This is a genomic window from Halomonas sp. KM007, assembly GCF_050709225.1.
Taxonomy (GTDB): Bacteria; Pseudomonadota; Gammaproteobacteria; order Pseudomonadales; family Halomonadaceae; genus Vreelandella; species Vreelandella hamiltonii.
This window is the reverse complement of the sequence record NZ_CP136131.1, coordinates 2,030,441-2,055,645: the sequence shown is the minus strand read 5'-3', so window position 1 is coordinate 2,055,645 and position 25,205 is coordinate 2,030,441. Positions and strand designations below refer to the sequence as shown.

23 protein-coding genes and 1 pseudogene are annotated in these 25,205 nt (G+C 57.0%); 9 read left to right on the top strand and 15 right to left on the bottom strand.

The features are described 5' to 3' along the window. Positions 1 to 257 precede the first annotated feature (257 nt). From RVM27_RS09685 to trhO, 3 genes are all read right to left on the bottom strand, one after another. On the bottom strand, positions 258 to 689 hold the full coding sequence (locus RVM27_RS09685) for a YqaA family protein (protein ID WP_081135907.1): 432 nt from the start codon (positions 687 to 689) through the stop codon (positions 258 to 260). Positions 690 to 705: 16 nt separating this feature from the next. Next, on the bottom strand, positions 706 to 1,530 hold the full coding sequence (locus RVM27_RS09680; protein ID WP_227407288.1) for an IclR family transcriptional regulator domain-containing protein: 825 nt from the start codon (positions 1,528 to 1,530) through the stop codon (positions 706 to 708). A gap of 188 nt (positions 1,531 to 1,718) precedes the next feature. Continuing rightward, positions 1,719 to 2,678 carry a rhodanese-related sulfurtransferase gene (trhO, locus tag RVM27_RS09675; protein WP_498956431.1) on the bottom strand — a complete coding sequence of 320 codons (960 nt, stop codon included), beginning with the start codon at positions 2,676 to 2,678 and terminating at the stop codon, positions 1,719 to 1,721. Between the two features lie 242 nt (positions 2,679 to 2,920). Between trhO and RVM27_RS09670 the strand changes: the two genes are divergently transcribed. Further along, a complete protein-coding gene (locus RVM27_RS09670) occupies positions 2,921 to 3,610 on the top strand; it encodes a pirin family protein (RefSeq protein WP_144981350.1) in 690 nt (229 codons plus the stop codon). A 51-nt stretch (positions 3,611 to 3,661) separates the two neighbouring features. Here RVM27_RS09670 and serA read toward each other — a convergent pair whose 3' ends face one another. After that, positions 3,662 to 4,906, bottom strand: a complete 1,245-nt coding sequence (gene serA / locus RVM27_RS09665) for a phosphoglycerate dehydrogenase (protein WP_039178658.1) — start codon at positions 4,904 to 4,906, stop codon at positions 3,662 to 3,664. Positions 4,907 to 5,180: 274 nt separating this feature from the next. Between serA and RVM27_RS09660 the strand changes: the two genes are divergently transcribed. The 5 genes from RVM27_RS09660 (at position 5,181) to RVM27_RS09640 (ending at position 9,781) form a co-directional block, all read left to right on the top strand. Continuing rightward, positions 5,181 to 5,465 carry an exodeoxyribonuclease VII small subunit gene (locus RVM27_RS09660; RefSeq protein WP_039178661.1) on the top strand — a complete coding sequence of 95 codons (285 nt, stop codon included), beginning with the start codon at positions 5,181 to 5,183 and terminating at the stop codon, positions 5,463 to 5,465. Further along, positions 5,459 to 6,352: a farnesyl diphosphate synthase gene (locus RVM27_RS09655; RefSeq protein WP_189463615.1), complete on the top strand. Its 894-nt coding sequence runs from the start codon at positions 5,459 to 5,461 to the stop codon at positions 6,350 to 6,352. The genes RVM27_RS09660 and RVM27_RS09655 overlap by 7 nt, the downstream gene beginning before the upstream one ends. A 39-nt stretch (positions 6,353 to 6,391) precedes the next feature. Then, complete coding sequence (gene dxs, locus RVM27_RS09650) at positions 6,392 to 8,302, top strand: 1-deoxy-D-xylulose-5-phosphate synthase (protein ID WP_498957763.1); 1,911 nt, start codon at positions 6,392 to 6,394, stop codon at positions 8,300 to 8,302. 28 nt (positions 8,303 to 8,330) lie between these two features. Continuing rightward, on the top strand, positions 8,331 to 9,092 hold the full coding sequence (gene djlA, locus RVM27_RS09645; protein WP_498956430.1) for a co-chaperone DjlA: 762 nt from the start codon (positions 8,331 to 8,333) through the stop codon (positions 9,090 to 9,092). 65 nt (positions 9,093 to 9,157) lie between these two features. Continuing rightward, positions 9,158 to 9,781 (top strand): glutathione S-transferase family protein, encoded by a 624-nt coding sequence (locus RVM27_RS09640; protein ID WP_498956429.1) that lies wholly within the window; start codon positions 9,158 to 9,160, stop codon positions 9,779 to 9,781. Between the two features lie 75 nt (positions 9,782 to 9,856). Here the strand turns inward: RVM27_RS09640 and cheZ are convergent, their stop codons facing one another. The 11 genes from cheZ to urtA form a co-directional block, all read right to left on the bottom strand. Continuing rightward, the gene (gene cheZ / locus RVM27_RS09635) at positions 9,857 to 10,450 is read right to left on the bottom strand and encodes a protein phosphatase CheZ (RefSeq protein WP_139788461.1); all 594 of its coding nucleotides are present in this window, start codon (positions 10,448 to 10,450) and stop codon (positions 9,857 to 9,859) included. Then, a complete protein-coding gene (locus RVM27_RS09630; protein WP_254893772.1) occupies positions 10,447 to 10,572 on the bottom strand; it encodes a hypothetical protein in 126 nt (41 codons plus the stop codon). Before RVM27_RS09630 ends, cheZ begins: the two co-directional genes overlap by 4 nt. Before the next feature lie 139 nt (positions 10,573 to 10,711). Then, on the bottom strand, positions 10,712 to 11,044 hold the full coding sequence (locus RVM27_RS09625) for a zinc ribbon domain-containing protein (RefSeq protein WP_081193422.1): 333 nt from the start codon (positions 11,042 to 11,044) through the stop codon (positions 10,712 to 10,714). Positions 11,045 to 11,168: 124 nt separating this feature from the next. Further along, on the bottom strand, positions 11,169 to 12,398 hold the full coding sequence (fmdA, locus tag RVM27_RS09620; protein ID WP_081193424.1) for a formamidase: 1,230 nt from the start codon (positions 12,396 to 12,398) through the stop codon (positions 11,169 to 11,171). 244 nt (positions 12,399 to 12,642) lie between these two features. Next, positions 12,643 to 13,677 (bottom strand): AAA family ATPase, encoded by a 1,035-nt coding sequence (locus RVM27_RS09615; protein WP_081193426.1) that lies wholly within the window; start codon positions 13,675 to 13,677, stop codon positions 12,643 to 12,645. Next, positions 13,677 to 14,723 carry an aliphatic amidase gene (locus RVM27_RS09610; protein ID WP_081193428.1) on the bottom strand — a complete coding sequence of 349 codons (1,047 nt, stop codon included), beginning with the start codon at positions 14,721 to 14,723 and terminating at the stop codon, positions 13,677 to 13,679. The genes RVM27_RS09615 and RVM27_RS09610 overlap by 1 nt, the downstream gene beginning before the upstream one ends. A 63-nt stretch (positions 14,724 to 14,786) precedes the next feature. Further along, entirely contained in the window at positions 14,787 to 15,473 is a 687-nt protein-coding gene (urtE, locus tag RVM27_RS09605; RefSeq protein ID WP_081193430.1) for an urea ABC transporter ATP-binding subunit UrtE, read from the bottom strand. 17 nt (positions 15,474 to 15,490) lie between these two features. After that, entirely contained in the window at positions 15,491 to 16,237 is a 747-nt protein-coding gene (gene urtD, locus RVM27_RS09600; RefSeq protein ID WP_081193432.1) for an urea ABC transporter ATP-binding protein UrtD, read from the bottom strand. Beyond that, positions 16,234 to 17,367 carry an urea ABC transporter permease subunit UrtC gene (gene urtC, locus RVM27_RS09595; RefSeq protein WP_081193434.1) on the bottom strand — a complete coding sequence of 378 codons (1,134 nt, stop codon included), beginning with the start codon at positions 17,365 to 17,367 and terminating at the stop codon, positions 16,234 to 16,236. The genes urtD and urtC overlap by 4 nt, the downstream gene beginning before the upstream one ends. A gap of 11 nt (positions 17,368 to 17,378) precedes the next feature. Continuing rightward, positions 17,379 to 18,299: an urea ABC transporter permease subunit UrtB gene (urtB, locus tag RVM27_RS09590; RefSeq protein ID WP_081193436.1), complete on the bottom strand. Its 921-nt coding sequence runs from the start codon at positions 18,297 to 18,299 to the stop codon at positions 17,379 to 17,381. Positions 18,300 to 18,376: 77 nt separating this feature from the next. Beyond that, positions 18,377 to 19,642, bottom strand: coding sequence for a type 1 periplasmic-binding domain-containing protein (urtA, locus tag RVM27_RS09585; RefSeq protein ID WP_498956428.1), 1,266 nt, complete (start codon positions 19,640 to 19,642; stop codon positions 18,377 to 18,379). A 199-nt stretch (positions 19,643 to 19,841) separates the two neighbouring features. On the opposite strand from urtA, the pseudogene RVM27_RS09580 reads away from it, so the two are divergent. From RVM27_RS09580 to RVM27_RS09570, 3 genes and pseudogenes are all read left to right on the top strand, one after another. Next, a pseudogene (locus RVM27_RS09580) lies at positions 19,842 to 20,886 on the top strand (IS630 family transposase). Between the two features lie 69 nt (positions 20,887 to 20,955). Beyond that, positions 20,956 to 24,303: a hybrid sensor histidine kinase/response regulator gene (locus tag RVM27_RS09575; protein ID WP_081193440.1), complete on the top strand. Its 3,348-nt coding sequence runs from the start codon at positions 20,956 to 20,958 to the stop codon at positions 24,301 to 24,303. Further along, a complete protein-coding gene (locus RVM27_RS09570) occupies positions 24,300 to 25,205 on the top strand; it encodes a response regulator (protein ID WP_081193442.1) in 906 nt (301 codons plus the stop codon). Before RVM27_RS09575 ends, RVM27_RS09570 begins: the two co-directional genes overlap by 4 nt.

Below are 25,205 nucleotides of genomic sequence, written 5' to 3'. Positions count from 1 at the left end.
ATCCTGCGATTCGCCAAGAGCCTGCCTACGCGTGCCCGCACAGACACGTCCACACAGACACGTCCACACAGACACGTCCACACAGACACGTCCACACAGACACGTCCACACAGAATAGTGCATCCATCAGGAATGCAAACCTGACATAACATACGCTAGGGTAACATGCCTAAATGCAAGAGACGTTAACGCGACTGCTTTTGGCGCACCCACGAAGACACCGTCGCGCAGACCTTAGACAACCGCATAGCAGTGCCTTATTGGCAGTAAGGGGCCAGCCACTGCTGGGCCATGACGATCAACAGCGCATAGCGCGCGCCCTTGGCCAGCACGATCCAAAGCAGCGCCCGCCACCAGGCCAACCGCATGACGCCGGCCAGGACGGTGAGCGGGTCGCCCACCACCGGTAACCACGAGAACAGCAGGCTGTACTCACCAAAGCGATGGTACCAACGCTCTGCGCGGGCCAACCCTTGCGGTGATGCAGGGAACCAGCGACGATCCTGAAACTGGCGGGCATAGCGGCCCATGGCCACGTTGATCACGCTGCCCAGCGTATTGCCCGCCGTGGCGACCAGCCACAACCCCAGCGCGGGCTCACCCAGGCACCAGAGCCTGGCCAGCCACACTTCAGAGCCGCCCGGCAGTAGTGTGGCACTGGCGAGTGCCACCCAAAACAGACTAAACATGCGCAATCATCGGCAATTAACGAGGCCGTTGGCCACCCATTTGCAGGGTGATGTCGTCGGCCGTGCGACGCACCAGCGCCCCCAACGCCAGCAGGCGATCTTCTGGAATGCGCGCCATGGGCCCGGAAACGGAAATGGCCGCCAAGGGGGTGGCGTGCTCATCGAAAATACACGCGGCCACGCAGTGCAGGCCAATGGCGTGCTCTTCACGGTCACAGGCAAAGCCCTGGGCACGAATGGCGGCCATTTCCGCCAACAGCGAATCGACCTGATAACGCGTGTTTTCCGTGACGCGCGCCAGCTCGTACCCGCCTGCCAGCAGCGCGTTGCGCTCCTCTTCGCTCATCCAGGCCAGCAGCGCCTTGCCCACCCCAGAGGCGTGCAGCGGTGCCCGCGACCCCAGCCGCGTGATCATGCGCATCATTTGCGGCGATTCGTTCTGGGCCAAAAACACCGCCGTGGCGCCATCGCGAATGCCCAGGTTGGCCGTTTCGCCAGTCTCTGCCGTCAGGCGGCGCAGGAACGGACGGCTTTTCGCCACCACGTCGCGGGCTTCCAGAAAGCTGTTGCCGATGCGGAAGGTTTTCACGTCGATGCGCCACAGGCCTTGCTCGCTCTCCTGGGTGACGAACCCCTGGCTTTGCAGCGCCTGAAGCAGGCGATGAGTGGTGGAAGGGGCAAGATCAGCCATTTCCGCCAGCTCTGAAAGCGCAAGGCCCAGCGGGCTAGCGGATAGATATTCGAGCAGCGTGAGGCCACGCACCAACGATTGGCTATGCCCTCCGCTCGCTTTCGTGGCTCCCGCCGGACGTCCGACTGACCTGCGCTTGACTTCACTCACCTGGCACTCTCCTGACGGCGCTCAATACGTAAAAAGCCAGCAGGATAACGCGCAGCAGGGGGCGCTGTCGCGTTTACGGAAACAAATTCCACCAATGGCTAGCAGCGTGTACTAGCGATGCTGCCAGCGAGGCGCGCGCTTTTCGATAAACGCATCGATGCCTTCTGCCACATCGTCGACCAGGATGATTACGCTTTCTCGCGAGTGCCTTGGCGATGGTTATAGCCCAGCGGATGAGGCTCACCACGGGCTTTGGCCAGCTCGATCTGGCGCTGACGCTCGCGGGCGGCGGCGCGGGTTTTCTCAGGCAATGAGTCGATACAGTGCGGGCAGCTGATGCCGGGCTCATAGGCCGACGACTGCATATCTTCCTGAGAGATCGGCATGCGACATGCGTGGCACTGCTCGTGCTCGCCCTCGGTGAGATCATGGCGCACGGTGACGCGGTTATCGAACACGAAGCACTCGCCGCGCCACAGCGACTGCTCTTCCGGCACCTTTTCCAGGTAATTGAGCACGCCGCCCTTCAGGTGGTATACCTCTTCGAAGCCCTCTTTCAGCATGAAGCTGGAGGCTTTCTCGCAGCGAATGCCGCCGGTGCAGAACATCGCCACCTTCTTGTGCTGCTCCGGGTTGTAGTGCTGGCGCACGTACTCGGGAAACTCGCGGAACGTGGTGGTCCTGGGGTCGACCGCGCCTTCGAAGCTGCCAATCGCGACTTCGTAGTCGTTACGGGTATCGATCACCAGCACTTCCGGGTCGGAGATCACGTCGTTCCAGTTTTCCGGCTCGACGTAAGTGCCCACGGTGTCGTTGGGGTCGATGCCCGGCACACCCAGCGTCACGATCTCCTTTTTCAGCTTCACCTTGGTGCGGTAGAACGGCGGCTCGTCGCAGAACGACTCTTTATGGTCGATATCGGCAAGGCGCGGGTCGGCGGTCAGCCAGGCCAGCAGCGCATCGATGCCTTCACGGCTGCCGGCCACGGTGCCGTTGATGCCCTCTTTGGCCAACAGCAGCGTGCCTTTGACGCCGTTGGCCAGCATGGTCTGGTGCAGCGGCTCGCGCAGCGCTTCGAAGTCGTTCAGGGTGACAAATTTGTACAGCGCAGCCACCACGATGGGCGGTGTGGAAGTGGGGATCGTCATGCAGTGCTCCTGGTAGTCGCCCTCGCAAAGGGCGGACCGGGTGAATAATCCCGCGCATGATAGCAAAAAGCGCGCCGCGCGTGCATCTGCGCGCGCCTGCCAGCCACTATTCTGGCGGCCCTCAATCGTCGATTATTTCGACGCCACCATTGAGAAAGCTTCACCCCACGCCTGGCGCACTCGGTCGTATAGTAGGCGACATATTAAAGGCAACAACTTGACTGAGTAACGAGGTACCGTTCATGAAGATTCGTCGTTCCAACGAGCGCGGCTACGCAGACCACGGTTGGCTGCGCTCGTACCACACCTTTTCGTTTGCCAATTACATGGACCCGGAGCACATGGGCTTTCGTGCCCTGCGGGTCATCAATGAAGACCGGGTCGCCCCGGGCCACGGCTTTGGCGCCCACCCCCACCGGGATATGGAGATCATCTCCTACGTACTCGAAGGTGAGATGGAGCACAAGGACAACATGGGCAACGGCGAGGTCATGCGCCCCGGCGACGTACAGCGCATGTCAGCGGGCACAGGGGTAGTGCATAGCGAGTTCAACCACTCCCAGCAAAACGGCCTGCATTTCCTGCAGATCTGGATCGAACCGGCCCAGCGGGGCATCTCGCCCAGCTACGAGCAGAAGGCGTTCCCCACGGCCGAGCGCCAGGGCCAGTGGCGCCTGGTCGCTTCTCAGGATGGCCGCGACGGCTCGGTGGGCGTCAATCAGGACGTCAACCTGTATGCCAGCCTGCTGAGCGCGGGTGATCAGCTGGCAGCGCCACCTTCCCGCCATGCCTGGCTGCATGTGGTGAAAGGGGCCGTTGAAGTGAACGGAGAAACCCTGCGCACCGGTGACGCGGCGGCCTTCACCCCCAGCGAGGACGTTGCGCTGGCGTGCACCGAGGCCAGCGAAGTACTGCTGTTCGACCTGGCCTGATAGGCAAAACGGCCCCAGAGGGGCCGTTTTTTATTGCACGAAGGGGCGAGATCAGCTGTTCTGCGCCGAGTAGAGAACGCGAATCTTCAGCGTGTGCTCTACCTGCTTCAATGCCTCCAGCGCCTGCGGGCCGTAGGCCTTGTCGACGTCGATGACCACGTAGCCCACCTTGTCGTTGGTCTGCAGGTACTGGCCAGAGATGTTGATGCCGTTTTCCGACAGCACGCGGTTGATCTGCGACAGCACGCCGGGCACGTTGTCGTGGATGTGCAGCAGGCGGTGCTTGTCCGGGTGAGCAGGCAGCGCTACTTCGGGGAAGTTGACCGACGTCACTGTGGTGCCGTTATCCGAGTAGGTGATCAGCTTCTCGGACACTTCGACCCCGATGTTCTCCTGCGCTTCCAGCGTCGAGCCGCCGATATGCGGCGTCAGGATCACGTTGTGCAGGCCACGCAGCGGGCTCTGGAACTCTTCATCGTTGCCCTTCGGCTCGACCGGGAAGACGTCGATGGCGGCACCGTTCAGCTTGCCAGCCTTCACGGCGTCGGCCAGCGCTTCGATCTCGACCACGCTGCCCCGGGCGGCGTTGATCAGGATCGCACCATCCTTCATGGCAGCGATTTCCTTCGCACCCATCATCCAGCGGGTAGAGGGCAGGTCCGGCACGTGCAGGCTGACCACGTCCGAACGACCCAGCAACTCCTCCAGGCTGGCGACCTGGCTGGCATTACCCATGCCCAGCTTGGTGATCACATCGTAGTAGATCACGTTGAAGCCCAGCGACTCCGCCAGCACCGACAGCTGAGCGCCAATGCTGCCATAGCCCACGATACCCAGCGTCTTGCCGCGCGCCTCATGGGAGTTCTTGGCCGATTTCAACCAGCCCCCCTGGTGCGCCAGCGCGTTTTTCTCGGGAATGCCACGCAGCAGCATGATGGCTTCCGCCAGCACCAGCTCGGCCACCGAGCGAGTGTTGGAATACGGCGCATTGAAGACCGCGATACCGCGCTTGAGCGCCGCATCCAGGTCGACCTGATTGGTCCCGATACAGAAACAGCCCACGCTGACCAGTTTCTCGGCGGCATCGAACACGCGCTCCGTCAACTGCGTCCGGGAGCGAATGCCGAGGAAGTGAACATCACGGATCTTCTCGATCAGTGCCTCTTCATCCAGCGATGTAGAGAGAGACTCGATGTTTTCATAACCCGCGTTGTGAAAATTGTCCACCGCGCTTTGGTGGACGCCCTCGAGTAGCAGGATCTTGATCTTGCTCTTTTCCAGGGACGTTTTGGCCATGGCTGAATCAACCTCTATGGTCGGCGGCAGGCGCCGTGTATCGGTTCACGGAAGGCCCGTATGGTAGCACAGCCCCCGCCTTTCTCAGCGCTCCCGGATGATGAAAAGTCTGCGTTTTGAAGATGAACCCGGCACACGTCGAGGAATCCCGCCAGCGGGAGGCAGACGCCACCCCCTTGCCTCGGTGTATACTGTGCGTTTATTTGACTGGCATCCGGCCACTTTCGCCGCCCGCACCGAGCACAGGGCCCACGACAAACGGTAGGCATTGACCATGAGCACCCCTCCCCAAGATTTTGCTGCCACGGTGACCGAGCTTGAAACCATCGTGGAACGCCTGGAGTCAGGCGAACTCTCATTGGAAGATGCCCTGACCGCCTTCGAGCAGGGCGTGCGGCTCACTCGCGATGCCCAGCAGCGCCTCGACAGTGCCGAGCTGAAAGTGCGCGCGCTCAGCGAAGCCCCCGAAGGCAAGCTGGACGTGGCTCCCTTCCATGCCGCACCAGAGCCGTCAGCTGCTCAGGGACACGACGACAGCGAGGAAACGCCCCCATGGTAACGGCCCACGACACACCGCTGGCCACGCTGCGCCGCGCCAGCAACGCCCGCGTCGATGCCACCCTGGCGGCGCTGTTCGAGTCTCGGCCCGCCGTTGAGGCGCGCCTGGAGGCAGCCATGCGCCACGGCCTGCTGGTGGGCGGCAAGCGCCTGCGCCCGCTGCTGGTCTATCTGGCGGGGCGTGCCCTGGGAGCAGAAGACGACGCCCTGGACGCCCCCGCGGCGGCCATCGAGCTGATCCACGCCTACTCGTTGATCCACGACGACCTGCCCGCCATGGATGACGACGACCTGCGTCGTGGCCAGCCCACGGTGCACAAGGCCTACGACGAAGCCACGGCCATTCTGGCAGGCGACGCCCTGCAGGCGCTGGCCTTTGAAGTCATGGCCAGCCGCCCGCACCCGCGCCTGGCTGCACTGGTATCTACCCTGGCGGTAGCCGCTGGCCGCGATGGCATGGTGGCAGGCCAGGCGCTGGACCTGGCAGCCGTGGGTGGCCATCCCGATGTCGAGGCACTGGCGCACATGCACGCCCACAAGACCGGCGCGCTGATCGTGGCGGCGGTCCGGATGGGTGGGCTGATCGCCGTCGAGGCCGACGACCCACGCCTGGCGGCACTGATTCGCTATGCACGCGCCATTGGTCTAGCCTTCCAGATTCACGACGACATTCTCGACGTCACCGGAGACACCGCCACGCTGGGCAAAACCTCCGGTGCCGACGCTGCCCGCGCCAAGCCCACGTATCCCAGCCTGCTCGGGCTGGCGGGCGCCCAGCAAAAAGCGAACGCATTGATCGACGAGGCCATTGCTGCGCTCGCCCCGCTTGGCGAGCCCGCCGCGCCCCTGGCCGATCTTGCCCATTACATGATCGAGCGCGACCACTAACGATGCCTTTCACAACATACCCATGAAAACATGCCGCCTATGAAGCTGTTCGACGAGATACCCCGCGAGCGCCCGGCGACGCCGCTGCTCGACTCCTTTGACCACCCCGCGGCCCTGCGGGCCATGAGTCCTGGCCAGCTGGCGCAGCTGGCCGACGAGCTGCGCGCCTATCTGCTGTATAGCGTCGGTGTCACCGGCGGCCACTTTGGCGCAGGGCTCGGCGTGGTGGAACTCAGCGTGGCCTTGCACCACGCCTTCCACACCCCCAGAGACCGCCTGGTATGGGACGTAGGCCACCAGGCCTACCCCCACAAGATCCTTACCGGTCGCCGTGAAGCCATGCTCGGCATCCGCCAGCACGGCGGCCTGGCCGCGTTCCCCCGCCGCGCCGAATCCGAGTACGACACCTTCGGCGTTGGTCACTCCAGCACCTCGATCTCGGCGGCGCTCGGCATGGCCCTGGCCGCCCAGGCACAAAACGACCCGCGCCGCGTGTGCGCCATCATCGGCGATGGCGCGCTCACCGCGGGCATGGCCTTCGAAGCGCTGGCCCACGCGGGGCACGTCAACGCCAACATGCTGGTGGTGCTGAACGACAACGAGATGTCGATCTCCGAGAACGTCGGCGGTATCGCCACCTATCTGGCGCGGATGCTCTCCAGCAAGCCTTACCTGAAAATGCGCGAAGAGGGCAAGAAAGTGCTCTCGCATCTGCCCGGCGCGCTGGAGTTTGCCAAGCGCACCGAAGAGCACATGAAGGGCATGGTAAGCCCCGCAACGCTCTTCGAAGAGATGGGCTTTCACTACGTGGGCCCCATCGACGGCCACGACCTGGACGCACTGACCCAGACCCTGCGCAACCTGCGTGACCAGAAAGGCCCCCAGTTTCTGCATATCAAGACGGTCAAGGGCAAAGGGTTCCTGCCGGCAGAGGCCGACCAGATTGGCTATCACGCCATCACCAAGCTGGAAAAAGTGCCCGCGTCCAGCACGCCCCCAGTGAAGCCCCCCGCTGCACCCAAGAAGAAGTACTGCAATGTGTTTGGTGACTGGCTGTGCGACATGGCCGCCGCCGACCCGCGCCTGATGGGCATCACTCCCGCCATGGGCGAAGGCTCGGATCTGATTCGCTTTGCGCAGACCTACCCCGAACGCTATTTCGACGTGGCGATTGCCGAACAGCACGCGGTCACCCTGGCCGCAGGCATGGCCTGCGAGGGCATGAAGCCCGTCGTCGCCATCTACTCGACCTTTCTGCAGCGTGGCTACGACCAGTTGATCCACGACGTGGCCGTGCAGGACCTGGATGTCACCTTCGCCATCGACCGAGCAGGCCTGGTGGGAGAAGACGGCCCGACGCACCACGGCAGCATGGACCTGTCGTTCCTGCGCTGCGTGCCCGGCATGGTGATTCTGGCACCCGCCGATGAAGCAGAGTGCCGCGCCATGCTCAGCGCCGCCTATCACCACCCGGGCCCGGCCGCCGTTCGCTACCCCCGTGGCACCGGCCCCGGCGTGGCCATTCCAGACCATCTGGAGCCCATGGCGATTGGCCAGGCCGAGGTACGCCGCACCAGTACCAGCGACGGCATGCGCATCGCCCTGCTGGCCTTTGGCAGCATCAATGGTGCCGCCGCCGAGGTGGCCGAGAAGCTCAATGCAACGCATATCAACATGCGCTCCATCAAGCCGCTGGATCGCGACGCCGTGCTGCACGCCGCCGACGAGCACGAGCTGCTGGTCACGCTGGAGGAGAACGTGATTGCGGGCGGCGCGGGCAGCGCGGTGAATGAGCTGCTCCACAGCGAAGGCGTTCAGGTCGAAGTCCTGAACCTGGGCTTGCCGGACAGCTTCGTCGAGCACGGCACCCCCGCCGAGCTGCTGCGCGACTGCGGCCTGGATGCCGCCGGCATCGAAGCGGCCATTCGTTCGCGCCTGCCGTCGCCTTGAGCCTACTGACTAACTTGTTGAGACCGTTATGCTTTTTTTGATGATTCTGTTTGGTTTGATTGGCCTTGCCAGCGGCGGCCCCGTGGGCCTGCTGGTGGGAGCGGGTCTGGGCTGGTGGTTGGCACGCCAGCTGGGGCGCCGCTTGAATGCCGCCCGCACGCGTTTGCAGGAAGGTTTCCTGGAGTCGATCTTTTCGGTGATGGGCTGCCTTTGCCAGGCCGATGGCAAGGTCACTCCAGGTGAGCTGGGCGTGGCCGAAAAGCTGTTCGACCAGATGCGCTTGCAGGGCGAGCACCGCGTCAAGGCGCGGGCCGCCTTCGAACGGGGCCGTGCCGACGACTTCGACCTGGAGGCCGAGCTGGCCAAGGTCAATCGCCTGACCCAGCGTCAGCCCATTTTGCGCCAGGTATTTTTGCAGGTTCAACTCAGCGCGATTGCCGCCGATGGGGTCCTGCACCCCGCCGAGCATGAGATGATTCTGCGCGTGGCGCGGGGCGTTGGCTGCAGCGAGGCCGAAGTACAGCAGATCGAAGTCATGCTGCATGGCGCGGCGGCCAACTCTCAAGGCGCCAGCGAGGAAGCTCTGAAGGATGCCTATCGCGTACTGGGCGTGGCCGAAGACGCCAGCGATGCCGAGATCAAGAAAGCGTATCGTCGCCTGATGAGCCAGAATCACCCGGACAAGCTGGCGGGCAAGGGGCTTCCGGAGAGCATGCGCGAGGTGGCGCAGGCCCGCACCAGCGAGATTGGCAATGCCTATGAGCGCATCCGCGCGGCGCGGGGCCAGTAGCCCCGTGACAGGCGTTCAGGCAGTGGCTACAGTGAAGGCTTCACGGTACTGCCTGGAGCCGCCCCATGATCACCCTTTATAGTTTCCCCAACTCCCGCTCGCTGCGTGCCGCCTGGACGCTGGAAGAGCTGGGCCTGGCGTACCAGTGCCACCACGTAGCCCTGGACCAGGGCGCGGGGCAAAGCGCCGAGCATCTCGCCCGCCACCCGGATGGCAAGGTACCCGTGCTGGAAGACGGCGAACTGACGCTGTTCGAATCCGCACCCATCTGCCGCTATCTCGCCGAACGGTACGGCGAAGGCCAACTGCTGCCACACAGCGTGGAGGAACGCGCCCAGGTAGATCAGTGGCTAAGCTTCATCGTCACCGAGATCGAGCAGCCGCTGTGGCTGCAGGCCAAGCACAAGTTCGCCCTGCCTCAGGACAAGCGCGTGCCCTCCGTACTGCCCACCGCCGCCTGGGAATTTCAGCGCGCCCTGACCGCCCTGGAGCGCCGCTACCACGGCCAGGAGACGCTGGTGGGCGATACCTTCACACTGGCCGACCTCTTCCTGACCCACACCTTGAGCTGGGCAGCGAGCATGAAACACCGCCTGCCGGAACCGCTGGTGGCCTACCGCGCCCGCCATGCCGACCGTCCGGCGCTGGCCCGCGCCGCGGAGAAGGAGCAGGCCGCAGCAAAGCATTGATCCATCGCTAAACGCTTTCAAAACCGTTGCTGGCAACGCATGGCAATGGTTTTGGCTCGATGTCGCTGGCTTGGTCTAAAAGCCCAACTCATCCAGCAGATCGTCTACTTGATCCTGCCCTGCTACCACATCTGCCTTATTTTGGTTCACCTGTGGTCCGTTCCGCAGCTTGGCATGCTCATCTCGGCTATCTTCCACCTTAACGCCATCGGTGATATGGGGCACACTATCGACAAGCACCTGAACAAGCTGCTCTTCGATGAGCTTGATGACCTCCATCATTTTCTTGATCACCTGACCGGTGAGATCCTGGAAGTCCTGAGCCATCATGATTTCAAGCAGCTCTTTTTGCGTCGCCCCCGTTGCGCTGGGAAGTTTGTTGTTCAAAAAGTCCTGAGTGTCTTCGAGGAGGCTGGGATCACCCTCTATCGTCGCCAGCTTCGCTGCCGCTAACTGCCAGCGCTCATTAAGTGCGGCGCCCTCTTCCTCAAGACCGTCTTGTAACGGCTGAGCACGCTCAACGGCATTCAATGCCCGCTCTGCGGCCTGCTCCGTCATGGAGGCGACATAGTTTAGACGGTCATTGGCATCCGGTATCGCTTGCGCCGCCTGGGTGATCTGCTGATCCAGGCCCAGCTCTTTCATGCTGTCCCGCAGCAGTCGCGTCAACCCGCATTGAGAGCCGGTGCACGGCTATGCAGCAAGTGCTTGCCAACCGCCTTGAGCGCCCCCCAGCCTCCCGCCGGGTTATGGTACTCGTGGATAGTGGGTTCGTGTTCGTGCTCAGACATGAGGCTCCTCCAGCATTGACCGCTATCATGTAGACTATCGTAGAGGCTCATGATAGCACTCTGCTGCTGACCCAACGCCTGCCGTTCACCTGCTTTCGGGTTATAGCCAGTCTGACCAGCCATCACATGGCGCAAGCAATCAGTGGCTTATCATCCACGGTCGTGCTGACGGAAACATTTTATTACCATCAGCGGTGTAAAATACTTGTGGCTTATGGCGATGCTGGTGGCAACAGCCACTCTCCCGTTCACTCGCCCGATTACCGTGGCGCGGCTCATGTGCCGCCTTCTCATTACGCGCCATCGCATTACGTCGGGCAGGATCCATCATCAGTAACTGCGGCGGTATTAGTAACACCCTTGGCGACAGCTCCCCACACTCCGGACAGGCATGGGCATCTCCAGACGCCCGGATGGGTACGAGTTCATGAAACAATCCATGCCTGGGGCACTTGAAGTCATACAGTGGCATCGTATTTCTCCTGGCAAGCGGTACCGAGATAACGCCATAACGGGCTCTCGGCACCGTCACTCTTAATTTAATGACACCTGGTTTGGTAGTCGTTTATATTTGCCGACCACTTCAACGCCCCTGGTCACTTCTCCTTGGAGAGCGGTAAATCACTACCAGGAACCACTTTAGTCGTCGGCCCTTCCGCATTGGGTTTTATATCGAAGTCGAAGATGTCCGTTGGTAGCCATAGGGTGGCACACGCATTGGGCACATCCACAACACCGCTGATATGCCCCTGTACTGGGGCACATCCCAGCAATGAGTATGCCTGAGCACCGGTATAACCAAACTTCTTAAGGTACTCAATCGCGTTAAGCACTGCCTGACGATAGGCAATATGCACATCAAGGTAGTGCTGCTTGCCTTCCTCATCCACGGAAATGCCTTCGAAGATCAGATAGTCATCATACTTCGGCGCAATGGGACTAGGTTTGAAGATCGGGTTTTTGATTCCGTACTTCTCCATGCCGCCTTTGATGATATTGACCCGCAGGTGGATCCAGCCGGCCATTTCGATCGCACCACAAAAGGTAATTTCCCCATCCCCCTGACTGAAGTGCAGATCGCCCACGGACAAGCCCGCGTCTTTCACATACACCGGGAAATATACCTGGGAGCCTCTGGAGAGATCCTTGATATCACAATTACCGCCATGCTCACGGGGCGGGACAGTACGAGCACCTTCTGCCGCTGCCTGGGACTTGGCATCACCTGTGAGTTTGCCCATGTGGGCAGTGTCAGCATAGGGCAGATTAGCCAACCCCGGAACACGCTCGGGATCCGTATCGTAGAGCTCTTGCTCACGGCGGTTCCACTCATTCAGCATCTCTTTGGACGGCAGGCAACCAATTAACCCCGGATGGATCATGCCAGCAAATTCCACATTGGGAATATGGCGGGATTTAGTGAACATACCATTGAAGTCCCAAATCGATTTCTGGGCTTCCGGGAAATGTTCGGTGAGAAAGCCGCCACCATTTTGCTTGGAGAAGAAACCGTTAAAACCCCACTGACTCTCTTTGAAGGTGCCAATATCGAGAATATCCACCACCAGCAGATCTCCAGGCTCTGCCCCTTCTACCCCGACCGGGCCAGTGAGGAAATGCACTTGGGTAAGGTCCACGTCTCGCACATCATCGGCGCTATCATTGTTCTTGATCTGACCACCGGTCCAATCGTGACACTCCAGAATAAAGTCATCCCCCGGCTTCACCATTTTCGCCATGGGAATGTCCGGATGCCAGCGGTTATGAATGTTCTCGTTTTCGTAGGGTGACTGGTTTAGGTCAATCCTGATCAGCGTCTCAGCCATGATAGTAACTCCTCAGCGAGTGATTGGGGTCAAGCGAAGATCACAAAGCCACTATTGTTGAAACCGCCAGGTAAGACCATTCGTGAATAGCACCCCCTTCTTACGTCATTTGACGTAGGAAGGGCGCTATCAGTAACCCAGAAGAGCGGGAGCGCAATCGTCACCTCGGGTTACAATTTGCGATTGCATGAAAACAAAAACGCCTGATGACGAGCATCAAGCGTGTGGTATCTGGCATATGTCTTCAGACTGGGGTGACAATCAGCAATCCATTGTCCATTTTTGCTCCAAAGGTATCTGCTTGGGGGGAATCCAGCATGCCCCTGGCCAGCGGAGGTAGCAGCTCGTTGCGGACTCGCCGTGCCATTTCTCTGGCTCCGTAGCGTGCATCCAGTGGCCGACAGAGGTGTCGTTTGGCTGCTTCATCCACAGTCAGCACCGCCTTGCGTTTCTGCAATTTCCGCGTAAGCCGATCCAGTTCAATATCCAGCAACTGTTCGTTCAGATTCCTGTCCAGGGGATTGAAAGTGATGATGTTATCGATGCGGTTCAGAAATTCCGGGTCAAAGTGTTGAGCCAATGCCTGTTCCACTGTGTCAGTAATTTGGCGCTGCCCACTTCCCCAACGCCACCAACTTTTCTGCTGCTGATGCCTCAATGCAGATACCTGCGCAGCCCCCGCATTACTGGTCATGAAGATCAGGCTATTGCGGAAATCTATCTCCCGATTGCCAGCACTGAGCCGCAAGCGACCTCTCTCCAGCACGTTGAGCAACGCCCTCACTACCTCAGGACTGGCCTTTTCCAGTTCATCAAACAGCACGAGACCGGGCTTGCTGAAACTCCCCTGAATGGCATCCACGTCAAATAGCGTCTGGCCCTCCTTACTGCCTACATATCCAGGCGGAGCACCCGTCAGCGAAGCTGCATAGTGCTCCTGCGCAAGGGTACTCATATCAATACGGCAAACCGCATCGGCGCTACCATGAATGGCTTGTGCCAACAGCCGTACCGTCTCTGTTTTCCCCACCCCCGTTGGCCCGACAAACAGTTGGACCGATAATGGCCTATCATCTGCGACAACATCAGCCTTAAGTATCTGTAGCACGTTATCGAGTCTGTCCAACACATGATCCTGACCAACAATCCGACTCCGCAAAAGCGCCATCACTGCTACCGGATCAAACACAAAACGGCTCATGCGAGAGGGGGTAGCGGACCAACGCTGGCGGTCCGCTGTTTCCTGATTGGCTGCCAATTGCTCATTGATAAAAGGCATCAGTTCCCCGCCGTTTTCTCTTTTCCATCTACAGGCAATTCGCCAACGGGGCACTCGGCAACCCCGATGGTGCGACGGGTCATGGCTTCGACCTGCTCACGGGCCTTCTCGGCATCCATCACCCAAGTGCGATAAAAGTCGAATGGGCAATCAGCAACGCCCTTGTCACCATCACCAGAGTTGTACATACCGGTGTAGCCCCGGTGCAGCAGCTTGAACAGATGATTCTGGGATTGGTCATTGGCACGGGCATCGCGGATTTGACTGATCGATAACTGGGCGTATTGCACCCCCATATCCTCCTCTCCACACTCACCCAGCGTACGCCCATCAAAGCCGATAACGGCGGAGTGCCCAAAGTAGGAATAGACACCATCAAACCCTGTGGCATTGGCAACGGCCACATAGCAGTTATTGGCCCACGCCATGGTTTTGGCCATCATCACCTGCTGCTCCTTGGCCGGGTACATATACCCCTGACAACGTACAATCAGCTCAGCGCCTTTCATGGCGCAATCTCGCCAGATTTCCGGATAGTTGCCATCATCACAAATGATCAAACTGATTTTGAGCCCTTTGGGGCCCTCTGTGACATAGGTTGTATCTCCTGGATACCACCCTTCGATAGGGCACCAGGGAATACACTTACGGTATTTCTGTACTATCTCCCCGTGATTATCAATCAGTATCAGGGTGTTGTAGGGGGCTTTATGAGGATGCTCCTCATGGCGTTCACCCGTCAGCGAAAAGACGCCCCAGGTATCTGCTTCGCGACAGGCGGCAGAGAAAATCGCCGTTTCATCCCCAGGAATCGTCGCGGCCGTCTCCATCATTTCGTCATTGTCGTACATAATCCCCATAGTGCTATATTCGGGGAATACCACTAGGTCCATCCCTGGCAGCCCCATTTTCATGCCTTTGATCATGTCAGCAATCTTGTGGGCATTTTCTAGCACTTCTGCCCGTGTATGCAGACGCGGCATTTTATAGTTGACGACTGCTACACCAACGGTATCTGGGCTACTGGAAATATCACCATGACGCATAAGAGTTTCCTCTTCGATATTAATGGACTGCCTTGGCACAATGACAAGGCGACACTGGCACCACTAAACGGCTAGAAAGCTGGCTATCTTGGCTTGATCAGCCGTTCCACTCTGCTCCTCATGCACAATCCTGCCTTTCTCAACCACCACCAGACGATCCGACATTTCTATGGTGAAACTCAGCACTTGCTCCGAAACCAAAATAGCGATTTTTTTCATCGCCCGGATCTCATTCAGGGTGGCGGCAATCTCCTTGATGATGGAGGGCTGAATACCTTCGGTCGGTTCATCAAGCAGCAGTACTTTCGGCTCGGATACCAGAGCGCGGGCAATAGCTAACTGTTGCTGCTGGCCTCCTGACAGATTCCCCCCCTTGCGGTTACGCATGTCATGCAGGACCGGAAACAGATCGAATATTTCGCTCGGCACTCTCTTTACACTGGCCGTCTCCAGCCCCGCTTCGATATTTTCCTGCACACTCAGGTTGGAGAAGATCATCCGTCCCTGGGGGACATACGCCATCCCGGAGGCTACCCGCTGATGCGAAGACATGTTGGAAATATCCTGACCATCAAGCACGACCTTTCCTTCACTGGGCAAAATACCGATCAGGGCCTTGAACAAGGTGGTCTTGCCCATTCCATTACGCCCCATCACGGCAAGCGACTCCTCTTTCCCCATATTTAAATTCATGTCGCGGATAACCTGACTCTGGCCATAACTCACTTGCAGGCTGCTAACTTCGAGCATACTGTTACCCTCCTTTCTCAGTGTCCCAGATAGACGTCAATGACGTTCTTGTTCTGTTTGACGGTTTCAATATCTCCTTCTGCCAATATCTTGCCCTGGTGCAAAACAGTTACTTTGCCGCCCAGCGCTGCCACAAACTCCATATCGTGTTCAATAACGATTACCGAGCGTCCCTGGGCAATACGTTTGAGTAGCCGGGCTGTTTCCTGACGTTCACTGGCACTCATGCCGGCAACAGGCTCATCAAGCATCAGTAGCTCTGGTTCCTGAATCAGTAACATGCCAATCTCCAGCCACTGCTTCTGTCCATGACTAAGCAGACCAGCTTCCATATCCAACTGGTCTTCCAGTTGAATTTCCCGGGCAATGTTATGAATGTGCTGTATCACCTGCTCATCACGTTTGAAAGCCAGCGCACCAAATACACTTCTCCCCTGCGGATAGGAAACTTCCAGGTTTTCAAACACGCTCAACCCTTCGTAAATAGAGGGGTTCTGAAATTTGCGCCCGACACCCTCCCAGACGATGCGATGCTCCCGTAATTGCGTCAGCTCTTTACCACGGAACTTGATGGAACCAGCAGTGGCTTTGGTCTTGCCACAAATCAGATCAAGCAACGTTGTCTTACCAGCCCCGTTGGGACCGATCACAACACGCAGCTCACTCTCATCCATGTAGAAGTTCAGTCCTTCAATCGCCTTGAAGCCGTCAAACGATACGGTAAGCTCCTCAATAGCGAGTAAAAAGTTAGTATTTGAACTCATGAGCGATTCTCCGTGGCAGGCGGATGTCGGGTGCGCTTCTGCATCCATGGCAGACGCGACCCAAGTGCAGAGCGGTAACGGTCTACCAGGCTTGCCAATCCGTACGGAAGCAGCAGCACCACCAGAATGAAGACAGCACCGATCATCACTTGCCAAAGTTGAGGATATGCTTCCGCAAAAAGAGTCTTCGCATAACTGACCAGCAGAGCACCATACACGCCTCCCAGCAGCGATAACCGCCCACCAACAGCCGCGAAGATGACAAACTCAATGGAGGGAACGATGCCGACAAAGGAGGGCGACATGAAACCCACCTGCAGGGTAAACATCGCCCCACCGATACCCGACATGAAGGCTGCCAGGCAAAAGATAAATATCTTGAAATTGGCCACATCGTAGCCAGAGAAACGTACCCGATCCTCCCGATCACGCAATGCCGTCAGAATACGGCCATATTTACTGCCCAGTACCCAGCGACCAATGAGCACACAAGCGATCAGTAGTACGGCATTGAGGTAGTACAGCAGGTACTGTGAGCTATCATCGCGAATATCCCAGCCCTTCAGGGTACGCAAGTCGGTGATACCATTGATCCCGCCGGTATAGCCCTGCTGCCCTACGATCAGAATGGTCAACACCACTGCCAATGCCTGGGTGATGATGGCGAAGTAGACACCACTCACCCGACGCTTGAACATGGCATAGCCGATGACAAAGGCGAACGCCGCTGGCAGTGTCAACACGGCCAATACCGTCAACGTCAGACTTTCAAAGGGTACCCAGAACCAAGGCAGCTCGGTAAGCCGGTTCCAGTCCATGAAATCAGGGATACCAGGTGTCGTCTGGATACGGGTACTGTGCGGGTCGGAGGCTTCAAGTTTCAGAAACATCGCCATGGCATAGCCGCCGACACCAAAAAAAATCCCCTGTCCAAGGCTAAGGATTCCTCCGTACCCCCAACATAGCACCAGCCCCAGAGCCACAAACGCATAGGTGAGATAGCGTCCCGCCAGATTCAGGCGGTAAAGATCCAATATCATCGGCATTACGACCATCAGGATTAACGCCAGTAAGGCGATGCCCCCCAAACTCGCATGACGCCCTGCAAATAAGCGGTTGATCAAAGACATGCGACATCTCCTTAACGACGCACCTTGCTGGCGACCAAACCTTCTGGACGTATCAGCAAAATGGCTATAACAGTGAGCAGAGTGAGGACTTTGGCCATAGAGCCTCCCATAAAGAACTCCATCACCGACTGGGCTTGAGCGATAGAGAACGCAGAGGCAATGGTTCCCAGCAGGCTACCGGCTCCGCCAAACACAACAACCAGGAAGGTATCGACGATATACAGCGAGCCACTGGTTGGCCCGGTAGAAGAAATAGTGGTAAACGCCGCCCCCGCGATACCGGCAATGCCGCACCCCAAGGCAAACGTCATGCGGTCAACACGTTTGGTATTGATGCCAATGGCACCACTCATTTCACGGTTGGCAGTCGTACAGCGGACACGTAACCCCCAACGAGAGCGGAATAGCAGCCACCACACTCCCAGGGTCACAAATAGCGTCAAGACGAGAATCGCTATACCATTTAGAGGTATATCAATCATCATAGTGGGTTGATAGGAGCCACGTAACCAGCCAGGTACGATGACACTGACCTCCCGAGCTCCGAATGCTGAGCGGAAGCCCTGCTGCATGATCAGGGCCAGGCCCCACGTTGCTAATAATGTATCGAGGGGCCGATGATACAGGTGGCGTATCAGCACCCACTCCACCAGATAGCCCACGACAAAGGCACTGGCAAACGCAACCGGGAGAGCAAGAAACAAATAGTAGTCAGTCATACCGGGCAATTGTCCCAGCGTGACTGAACAGAGATAAGTGGCATAAGCACCTATGACCATGAACTCGCCATGCGCCATATTAATGACACGCATCTGACCGTAAATAATTGCCAGCCCCAAGGCCATCAGTAGCAGAACACTGAAGAAACTGACCCCAGCGAATCCCTGCATGGCCAGGATGGCCATCAGTTCCTGCGTTGTGAATCCATCCATGATGGAATCCCCCAATTGATATCAAACAAATAACAGTGACTCTGCGGCAGCCTGGGCTACCGCAGACTGGTTATTGATTACTGGTATCCCTCGGGGAAAGGGTTGGGTTCGATCAGTTCCGACTCCCAGACAACATCGGCTTGCCCGGTCTCATTCCAGCGACCTATCCGTGTTTTGCTCCACAGGTGGCGATTGGGATGCACCTTGACATAACCTTCAGGCGCAGTGGTTAACTCAATATCCGCCATGGCAGCTGACACAGCATCAATATCAAAAGTACCCGCTTTCTCTACTGCCGCCTTCCACAGCCACGGCCCCAGATAAGCCGCTTGTGTCACGTCACCGATAACACTATCTGCACCCCAGCGCTCCTGAAACGCCTCAACAAACGCAGCATTGTTATCGTTATCCAGGCTCTGGAAGTACTTCATCGCCGAGTAGAAGCCATCGACATTCTCGCCACCAATACCCAATACTTCATCTTCAGTCACTGAGATAGTCAGCAATGTCTGGTTATCACCATTGATACCAGCAGCATTCAATTGCCGGAACCAGGCGACATTACTGCCACCGACGACAGCGGCAAAAATCACATCAGGATTACGCAAGCGAATACGATTGATATTGGAACCAAACGAGGTATGTTCCAGCGGCGCGTAGTCCTCCCCCAATACCTCCCCTCCCAGTACATCTTCGATATGTATCCGGGCAATCTTCATTGAGGTACGTGGCCAGATATAGTCGGAGCCAATCAGATAGAAGCTACGCGCACCCAGCTCGTTCCAGGCCCAGTCAATACTTGAAAGTATCTGCTGGGTCGCTTCCTGTCCGGTATAAATAACATTGGGGGACTCTTCCAGTCCCTCATAAAAAGTGGGGTAGTAGAGAAGGCCATTTTCTCGCTCAAGAATCGGCAACATGGCTTTACGGGAGGCGGATGTCCAGGCGCCAAAGATAGCGGCTACATTATCCTGTGTGAGCAGCTTGCGCGTGCGGTCAGCAAAGGTAGGCCAGTCACTGGCACCATCTTCAATGATATATTCAATTTGCCGCCCCAGTATGCCACCCTGGGCGTTAATCTGTTCAATCGCCAGCCGCTCTGCTTCAACCGAGCCAGTTTCGCTGATTGCCATAGTGCCTGTTAGCGAGTGCAGAATACCGACCTGAACCGTATCATCCGTCACAGCGAGACCAGTAGTATTCACTTCACTCGTAGGTGGATTACCCCAAGCTGTCGTGGATGATATGGCCACTGCCAGGGGCAACGCGACCAGCCCTGCCAGCAGGCGGCGGCGTAGCGGCAAATGCCGTGTACGTGCAGTCTCAGAACGTTGCGTAAACATGATGGTGATTCCCCGAGTTAGCGATAATTCGGAATCTGTATTGATTCCACACCAACAGTATTGGCGCGCATAATGTCATCGCACTATGCGGGGAATACACCAACCGCCTACGTCATTTACCCCATAGCAATGGTCAGCGACACAGCTTAATATTTTTGCTATTAACTCGGCATCTAAATAGCTATGATATAATGCCGACATGAACAGAGAAGATGCTCGTACACTCCACCCCGCCGCTCAGGAAGAAAAGCGAAAACTTGCGGTTCGCCTTTCCAAGCGTGGCATGAAGAACAAAGAGATCGCCAAGGAGGTTGGCGTTCACCCTCTCACCGTTGGGCGGTGGCTTGCGAAATACCGTGAAGGCGGTTTAAAGGCCTTGCTCGCCCAGGTTCGTGGGCGAAGAGAAGGCTCTGGCCGCCAGCTTACCCCTGATGAAGAAAGTCGACTCCAGGTCATGTTGGTCGACAGGACACCTGACCAGCTGAAGCTGCAGTATGCCCTGTGGACGCGCAAGGCCGTCCAGGAGTTGATCAAGCTGGAAACCGGGAAGTGGGTGCCCATTCGCACCATCGGCGAATATCTGAAACGCTGGGGGTTCACCGTTCAGAAGCCCAAGAAGCAGGCCTACGAGCAGCGTCCAGCCGAAGTGAAGCGTTGGCTGGAGGAGGACTATCCAACCATTCATGACCGTGCCAAGGCCGAAGATGCCGAGATTTACTGGGGCGATGAGACCGGGTTACGTAGCGATAGCCAGCATGTGCGTGGCTACTCACCTCAAGGCGTCACACCCGTCCTCCGGCTCAATGCGAGAAGGGCGACGATCAACCTCATTTCCGCCGTCACCAACCAGGGCAAGGTACGGTTCCGGTTTTTTGACGGCACCATGAATGCGAAAATTCTGATCGACTTCATGAAGCGCTTGATTCGTGATGCCAAGCGGAAGGTCTTCCTGATCCTGGACAACCTCAAGGTCCATCACGCCAAGATCGTCAAGGCCTGGCTGGCAGAGCATCGGGATGAGATTGAGGTGTTCTACCTTCCACCCTACTCGCCGGAGTTGAACCCAGATGAGTATCTGAACTCTGAACTGCGACCTCAAAGCCGACGTACATAGCGGTACTCCGGCACACAGCAGAGACCAGCTGAAGAGGAAGGCGATGTCTCACCTGCGGAAGCTTCAGAAGCTCCCGATGCGAGTCGCGAAATACTTCAAAGCCCCGTCAATCCAATACGCCGCATCATAGCTATTTTATTGCCGGGTTAATAATAAGGCAAGAGAAGCCTTACCTGTCAACGCCCGTACAAGGCCAGACATGACAACGACCAAACAACGTATTTTTCCTGTTCGACGTGATTACAATCAGTGGGTTGCCAACCAAACACTGGAAGATTTTGCGTTACGTTATACAGGAAAGTCGGCTCGCCGCTGGAGCTATCATCGGGTCGCACTAACGGCTCTGGGGACCATCTCCTTCCTGGCACTTGAGGTGCTTGGTGCCACCATCACCCTCAATTATGGTATTACCAACGCCCTCACCGCCATCCTGACCGTCAGTCTGGTAACGTTTCTGCTGGGCATACCCATCAGCTATTATGCTGCCCGGTATAGTGTCGACATTGACCTGTTAACCCGTGGCGCTGGTTTCGGTTACCTTGGATCAACGCTGACCTCCCTGATCTATGCTACCTTCACCTTCATTTTCTTCGCGCTGGAAGCGGCCATCATGGCCATGGCGCTGGACATTCTGTTTGGCATTCCGCTTACCTTGGGTTATCTGATCAGTTCCGTGATCGTGATTCCTATCGTGACCCATGGCTTTACCTATATCAGCCGCTTCCAGACCTGGACGCAACCCATATGGGTCTTACTGCAACTGGCCCCCTTTATCTTTATTCTGCTGCAGGATCCCCACTCCTTGCCTCGCTGGTTGGATTTCAACACTCCAATCCAAGGGGACAACAGTTTTGATATATTGTTATTTGGCGCAGCAGCAACCATCATGTTTGCGCTTATTGCCCAAATCGGTGAGCAGGTGGATTACCTGCGTTTTCTTCCCGAACCAAAACCCAAAGAACGGATCAAGTGGTGGTTGGCCATGTTATCCGGCGGCCCTGGCTGGATCGTGGTAGGCGCGATAAAAATACTGCTCGGCTCCTTTCTGGCAGTCCTGGCCCTTGAGCATGGACTATCGGCAGAGCTTTCCCAAGAACCGATGCATATGTATATGGTCGCCTTCAGTTATATCACCAGCCACCCAGCGACACTGATGGCCCTGGCAGGTATCTTCGTCATTCTCTCGCAGCTCAAAATCAACGTCACCAATGCTTATGCAGGCTCTATTGCATGGTCAAACTTCTTCTCCCGCCTGACCCATAGCCACCCTGGGCGCGTTGTCTGGCTGGTTTTCAATGTCATGATTGCTCTCGTACTGATGGAAATTGGTATCTACCGGGCATTTGAGGTCATTCTTTCCCATTACTCAATGATTGCCATGGCCTGGATCGGTGCCCTGGTCGCAGATCTGGTCGTTAACAAGCCCCTGGGCTTAAGCCCTCGATATATTGAGTTTAAGCGTGCTTATCTGTATGACATCAATCCAGTGGGATTTGGTGCTGTCATTATCGCTACCATCGTTGCTCTGGCTGCAAGTGCCGGGTTATGGGGTGAGACAGTAGCAGCGCTGGCTTCCTTCCTGGCTCTGTTGGTAGCCTTTATCGTCTCACCCAGTATTGCCCTATTGACCAAGGGGCGCTATTACATCGCTCGCACCCCCGAGTCAAACCAAACGCTAACGGGCAAAGCCTGCATCATTTGCGAACATCAGTTCGATATCGAGGATATGGCCTTCTGCCCAGCTTATAATGGCGCCATCTGCTCTCTCTGTTGCTCTTTGGATGCACGCTGTAATGATGCTTGCAAAACCAACTCGTCCTTTCCACAGCAATTAGGAATATGGCTGGAAAGCAGTCCATTGAAGCGCATCCTTCCCCCCCTTAACACACGCCTCGGCCACTTTCTTGCCTTATTGCTGCTGGTAAGTCTGATTATTGCTGGTTTTTTGACACTGGTTTACTATCAACTCCCCGATGTCAGTGATGCCACTCACAAACTGATCGCTGCCACCCTGGCACAAATTTTTGCAATTCTGGTGATTATCAGTGGTGTGATTTCCTGGCTGTTCGTTCTGGCACATGAAAGCCGCGTCGTCGCTCAGGAGGAGTCGCATCGCCAAACCCGCATGCTGCTCGCTGAGATAGAGGCTCATGAAAAAACTGACCGCGAACTGCAGCAGGCCAAGGAGTTAGCCGAAGCAGCTAACCAGGCCAAGAGTCGTTACTTAACGGGCTTAAGCCACGAACTGCGCTCTCCTCTCAATGCTGCCTTCGGTTATGCCCAACTATTAGAGAAGGATCCACTCATTCCCGTAGAACGGCGTGAGTCTGTTTCCACCATTCGCCGGAGTACCGAGCATCTTTCCGACCTTATCGAAGGGCTATTGGAAATATCCAAAATCGAGGCTGGTCGACTGGAGCTGTATCGTAACCGAATACGCTTACGGGTACTGATTGAAGAGCTGGTATCCATGTTTCAGCTTCAGGCAGAAGAGAAAGGCATTCAGTTTGTTTTCCATGATCGAGGGCACATACCCGAGTGGGTACATACTGACGAAAAACGCTTGCGCCAAATCCTGATCAACCTGCTCTCCAACGCCATCAAGTTCACAAACCAGGGGCAGGTTACGCTCAACGTACGCTATCGCAACCAAGTGGCAGAGTTCACTATCAGTGATACTGGCGTCGGCATTGATGAGACCGATATTACCCGTATATTCCGACCGTTCGAGCGCGTTCGCAAACCTGGCGTACCTGCCGTTCACGGCACAGGCCTTGGATTAACGATCACCAAGCTACTCACTGAAATCATGGGTGGGGATCTCCAGGTCACCAGTAAACCCCAGGTAGGTAGTGAGTTCCGCCTCAGCCTGATGCTATCGAGTGCCCTGCCGGAAGTGCCCCCCAAACAGCGTCCCCATCACCCTGTCATCGGCTACCGCGGCCCCAGGCTCCGACTGTTGGTGACCGATGATGACCCCTCACACCGGGGCTTGATCAGCGACATGCTATCGCCGCTAGGATTTCAGATTATGGAAGCCCCCGATGGAGAAACGACCCTGCACCTGGTGCAGCAGAGCCCTCCTGCTCTCGTTCTTCTCGATGTATCCATGCCAACGCTGGACGGATGGGAAACAGCACATCAATTACGCTTACAGCACTATACAGGCCCGATCGTCATGCTATCGGCAAATGCCCGTGAAAACAGCCTCATACATCACTCAAACGCCCCACACAACGACTACCTGGTCAAGCCCTTCAAGTACTCCGTACTACTCGATATGCTGGCTACTCAATTACAGCTGTCATGGTGCACTGCCAATGAACAACAAGAGCGCATTGCCACTTCCGCCTGCCGACTGCCTGAGGGACTACGAGACGAACTGATAGCCCTGGCAGAAATAGGCCACTTGTCTGGATTACAGAGCCGCTTATCTATGGCAACTGAACAGGGTTCGATAGCACCCGCGCTCGCTTTGCAGCTCAACAGCCTATTGAAACACCTGGATTTCAAACGTGTGGTCCAACTTCTAGAGGCAGCACCATGACACTTCTGCAACGCAAAGACCTTATTCTGGTGGTGGATGATTCTCCTGAGTCCCTTGGTATGGTGCACCATGCGCTGGATCAAGCAGGGATGAATGCCCTGCTAGCACTCGACGGCCAGCAGGCCATTGAGATTGCTGAAAAAATGACACCTGACCTGATTCTTCTGGACGCACTGATGCCGGAGTTGAATGGCTTTGATACCTGTCGCCTGCTCAAACAGCAACCAGCACTCGCAACGATTCCAGTCATCTTCATGACCGGCCTGACTGATGCCGAAGATGTTGTACACGGCCTGGAAGCAGGAGGGGTCGATTACGTAACCAAACCGATACGTACCGATGAGTTGGTAGCCCGTATTCGGGTGCACCTTGCTAACGCACGAATGACACAAAGCGCGCACTCCGCCCTGGATAAATTAGGCCAATCGGTATTTGCTACCAACCTAAGTGGTCATTGGCTGTGGTCAACACCTCAAGTCAGCCAGTACCTGGAAGCAGTGGGGCCACCCCAGGAAATGCGTAGCGCGGCAACCCAACAGATACAAAACTGGCTTTCCCGCTCACCAGAACCAGGAAGCCAACTCTCTCTACACCTCGCTACTGGCGAGTTCCGGCTGCGTTACTTGGGCACAACCGAGCATCAGGAGTACCTGTTTCGCCTACTGAACAACGACGGTGAAGGAGAGAGTCAGTTACTACAGGTACAGCTACGCCTGACCACCCGAGAGTCGCAGGTACTGTTATGGATTGCCCAAGGCAAAACCAACCGTGAAATTGGCCAGATACTCGACTTAAGCCCACGCACGGTCAACAAGCATCTGGAGCAGATATTCCGTAAATTGGGTGTTGAAAACCGCACTTCCGCCGCTGCCATGGCCTTTCACTGCTTGACCCGGATTTAA

Bases quoted from the DNA above. Each gene is read 5' to 3' on its own strand.
- urtC (WP_081193434.1), bottom strand. From the start codon at position 17,367: ATGTCTTTGATCAACCGCTTATTTGCAGGGCGTCATGCGAGTTTGGGG.
- fmdA (WP_081193424.1), bottom strand. From the start codon at position 12,398: ATGGCTGAGACGCTGATCAGGATTGACCTAAACCAGTCACCCTACGAA.
- serA (WP_039178658.1), bottom strand. From the start codon at position 4,906: ATGGCCAAAACGTCCCTGGAAAAGAGCAAGATCAAGATCCTGCTACTC.
- RVM27_RS09615 (WP_081193426.1), bottom strand. From the start codon at position 13,677: ATGCCTTTTATCAATGAGCAATTGGCAGCCAATCAGGAAACAGCGGAC.
- RVM27_RS09685 (WP_081135907.1), bottom strand. From the start codon at position 689: ATGTTTAGTCTGTTTTGGGTGGCACTCGCCAGTGCCACACTACTGCCG.
- RVM27_RS09660 (WP_039178661.1), top strand. From the start codon at position 5,181: ATGAGCACCCCTCCCCAAGATTTTGCTGCCACGGTGACCGAGCTTGAA.
- RVM27_RS09640 (WP_498956429.1), top strand. From the start codon at position 9,158: ATGATCACCCTTTATAGTTTCCCCAACTCCCGCTCGCTGCGTGCCGCC.
- RVM27_RS09610 (WP_081193428.1), bottom strand. From the start codon at position 14,723: ATGCGTCATGGTGATATTTCCAGTAGCCCAGATACCGTTGGTGTAGCA.
- urtD (WP_081193432.1), bottom strand. From the start codon at position 16,237: ATGAGTTCAAATACTAACTTTTTACTCGCTATTGAGGAGCTTACCGTA.
- RVM27_RS09570 (WP_081193442.1), top strand. From the start codon at position 24,300: ATGACACTTCTGCAACGCAAAGACCTTATTCTGGTGGTGGATGATTCT.
- trhO (WP_498956431.1), bottom strand. From the start codon at position 2,678: ATGACGATCCCCACTTCCACACCGCCCATCGTGGTGGCTGCGCTGTAC.
- RVM27_RS09630 (WP_254893772.1), bottom strand. From the start codon at position 10,572: ATGTCTGAGCACGAACACGAACCCACTATCCACGAGTACCATAACCCG.
- urtB (WP_081193436.1), bottom strand. From the start codon at position 18,299: ATGGATGGATTCACAACGCAGGAACTGATGGCCATCCTGGCCATGCAG.
- RVM27_RS09670 (WP_144981350.1), top strand. From the start codon at position 2,921: ATGAAGATTCGTCGTTCCAACGAGCGCGGCTACGCAGACCACGGTTGG.
- urtA (WP_498956428.1), bottom strand. From the start codon at position 19,642: ATGTTTACGCAACGTTCTGAGACTGCACGTACACGGCATTTGCCGCTA.
- RVM27_RS09575 (WP_081193440.1), top strand. From the start codon at position 20,956: ATGACAACGACCAAACAACGTATTTTTCCTGTTCGACGTGATTACAAT.
- dxs (WP_498957763.1), top strand. From the start codon at position 6,392: ATGAAGCTGTTCGACGAGATACCCCGCGAGCGCCCGGCGACGCCGCTG.
- urtE (WP_081193430.1), bottom strand. From the start codon at position 15,473: ATGCTCGAAGTTAGCAGCCTGCAAGTGAGTTATGGCCAGAGTCAGGTT.
- RVM27_RS09655 (WP_189463615.1), top strand. From the start codon at position 5,459: ATGGTAACGGCCCACGACACACCGCTGGCCACGCTGCGCCGCGCCAGC.
- RVM27_RS09625 (WP_081193422.1), bottom strand. From the start codon at position 11,044: ATGCCACTGTATGACTTCAAGTGCCCCAGGCATGGATTGTTTCATGAA.
- djlA (WP_498956430.1), top strand. From the start codon at position 8,331: ATGCTTTTTTTGATGATTCTGTTTGGTTTGATTGGCCTTGCCAGCGGC.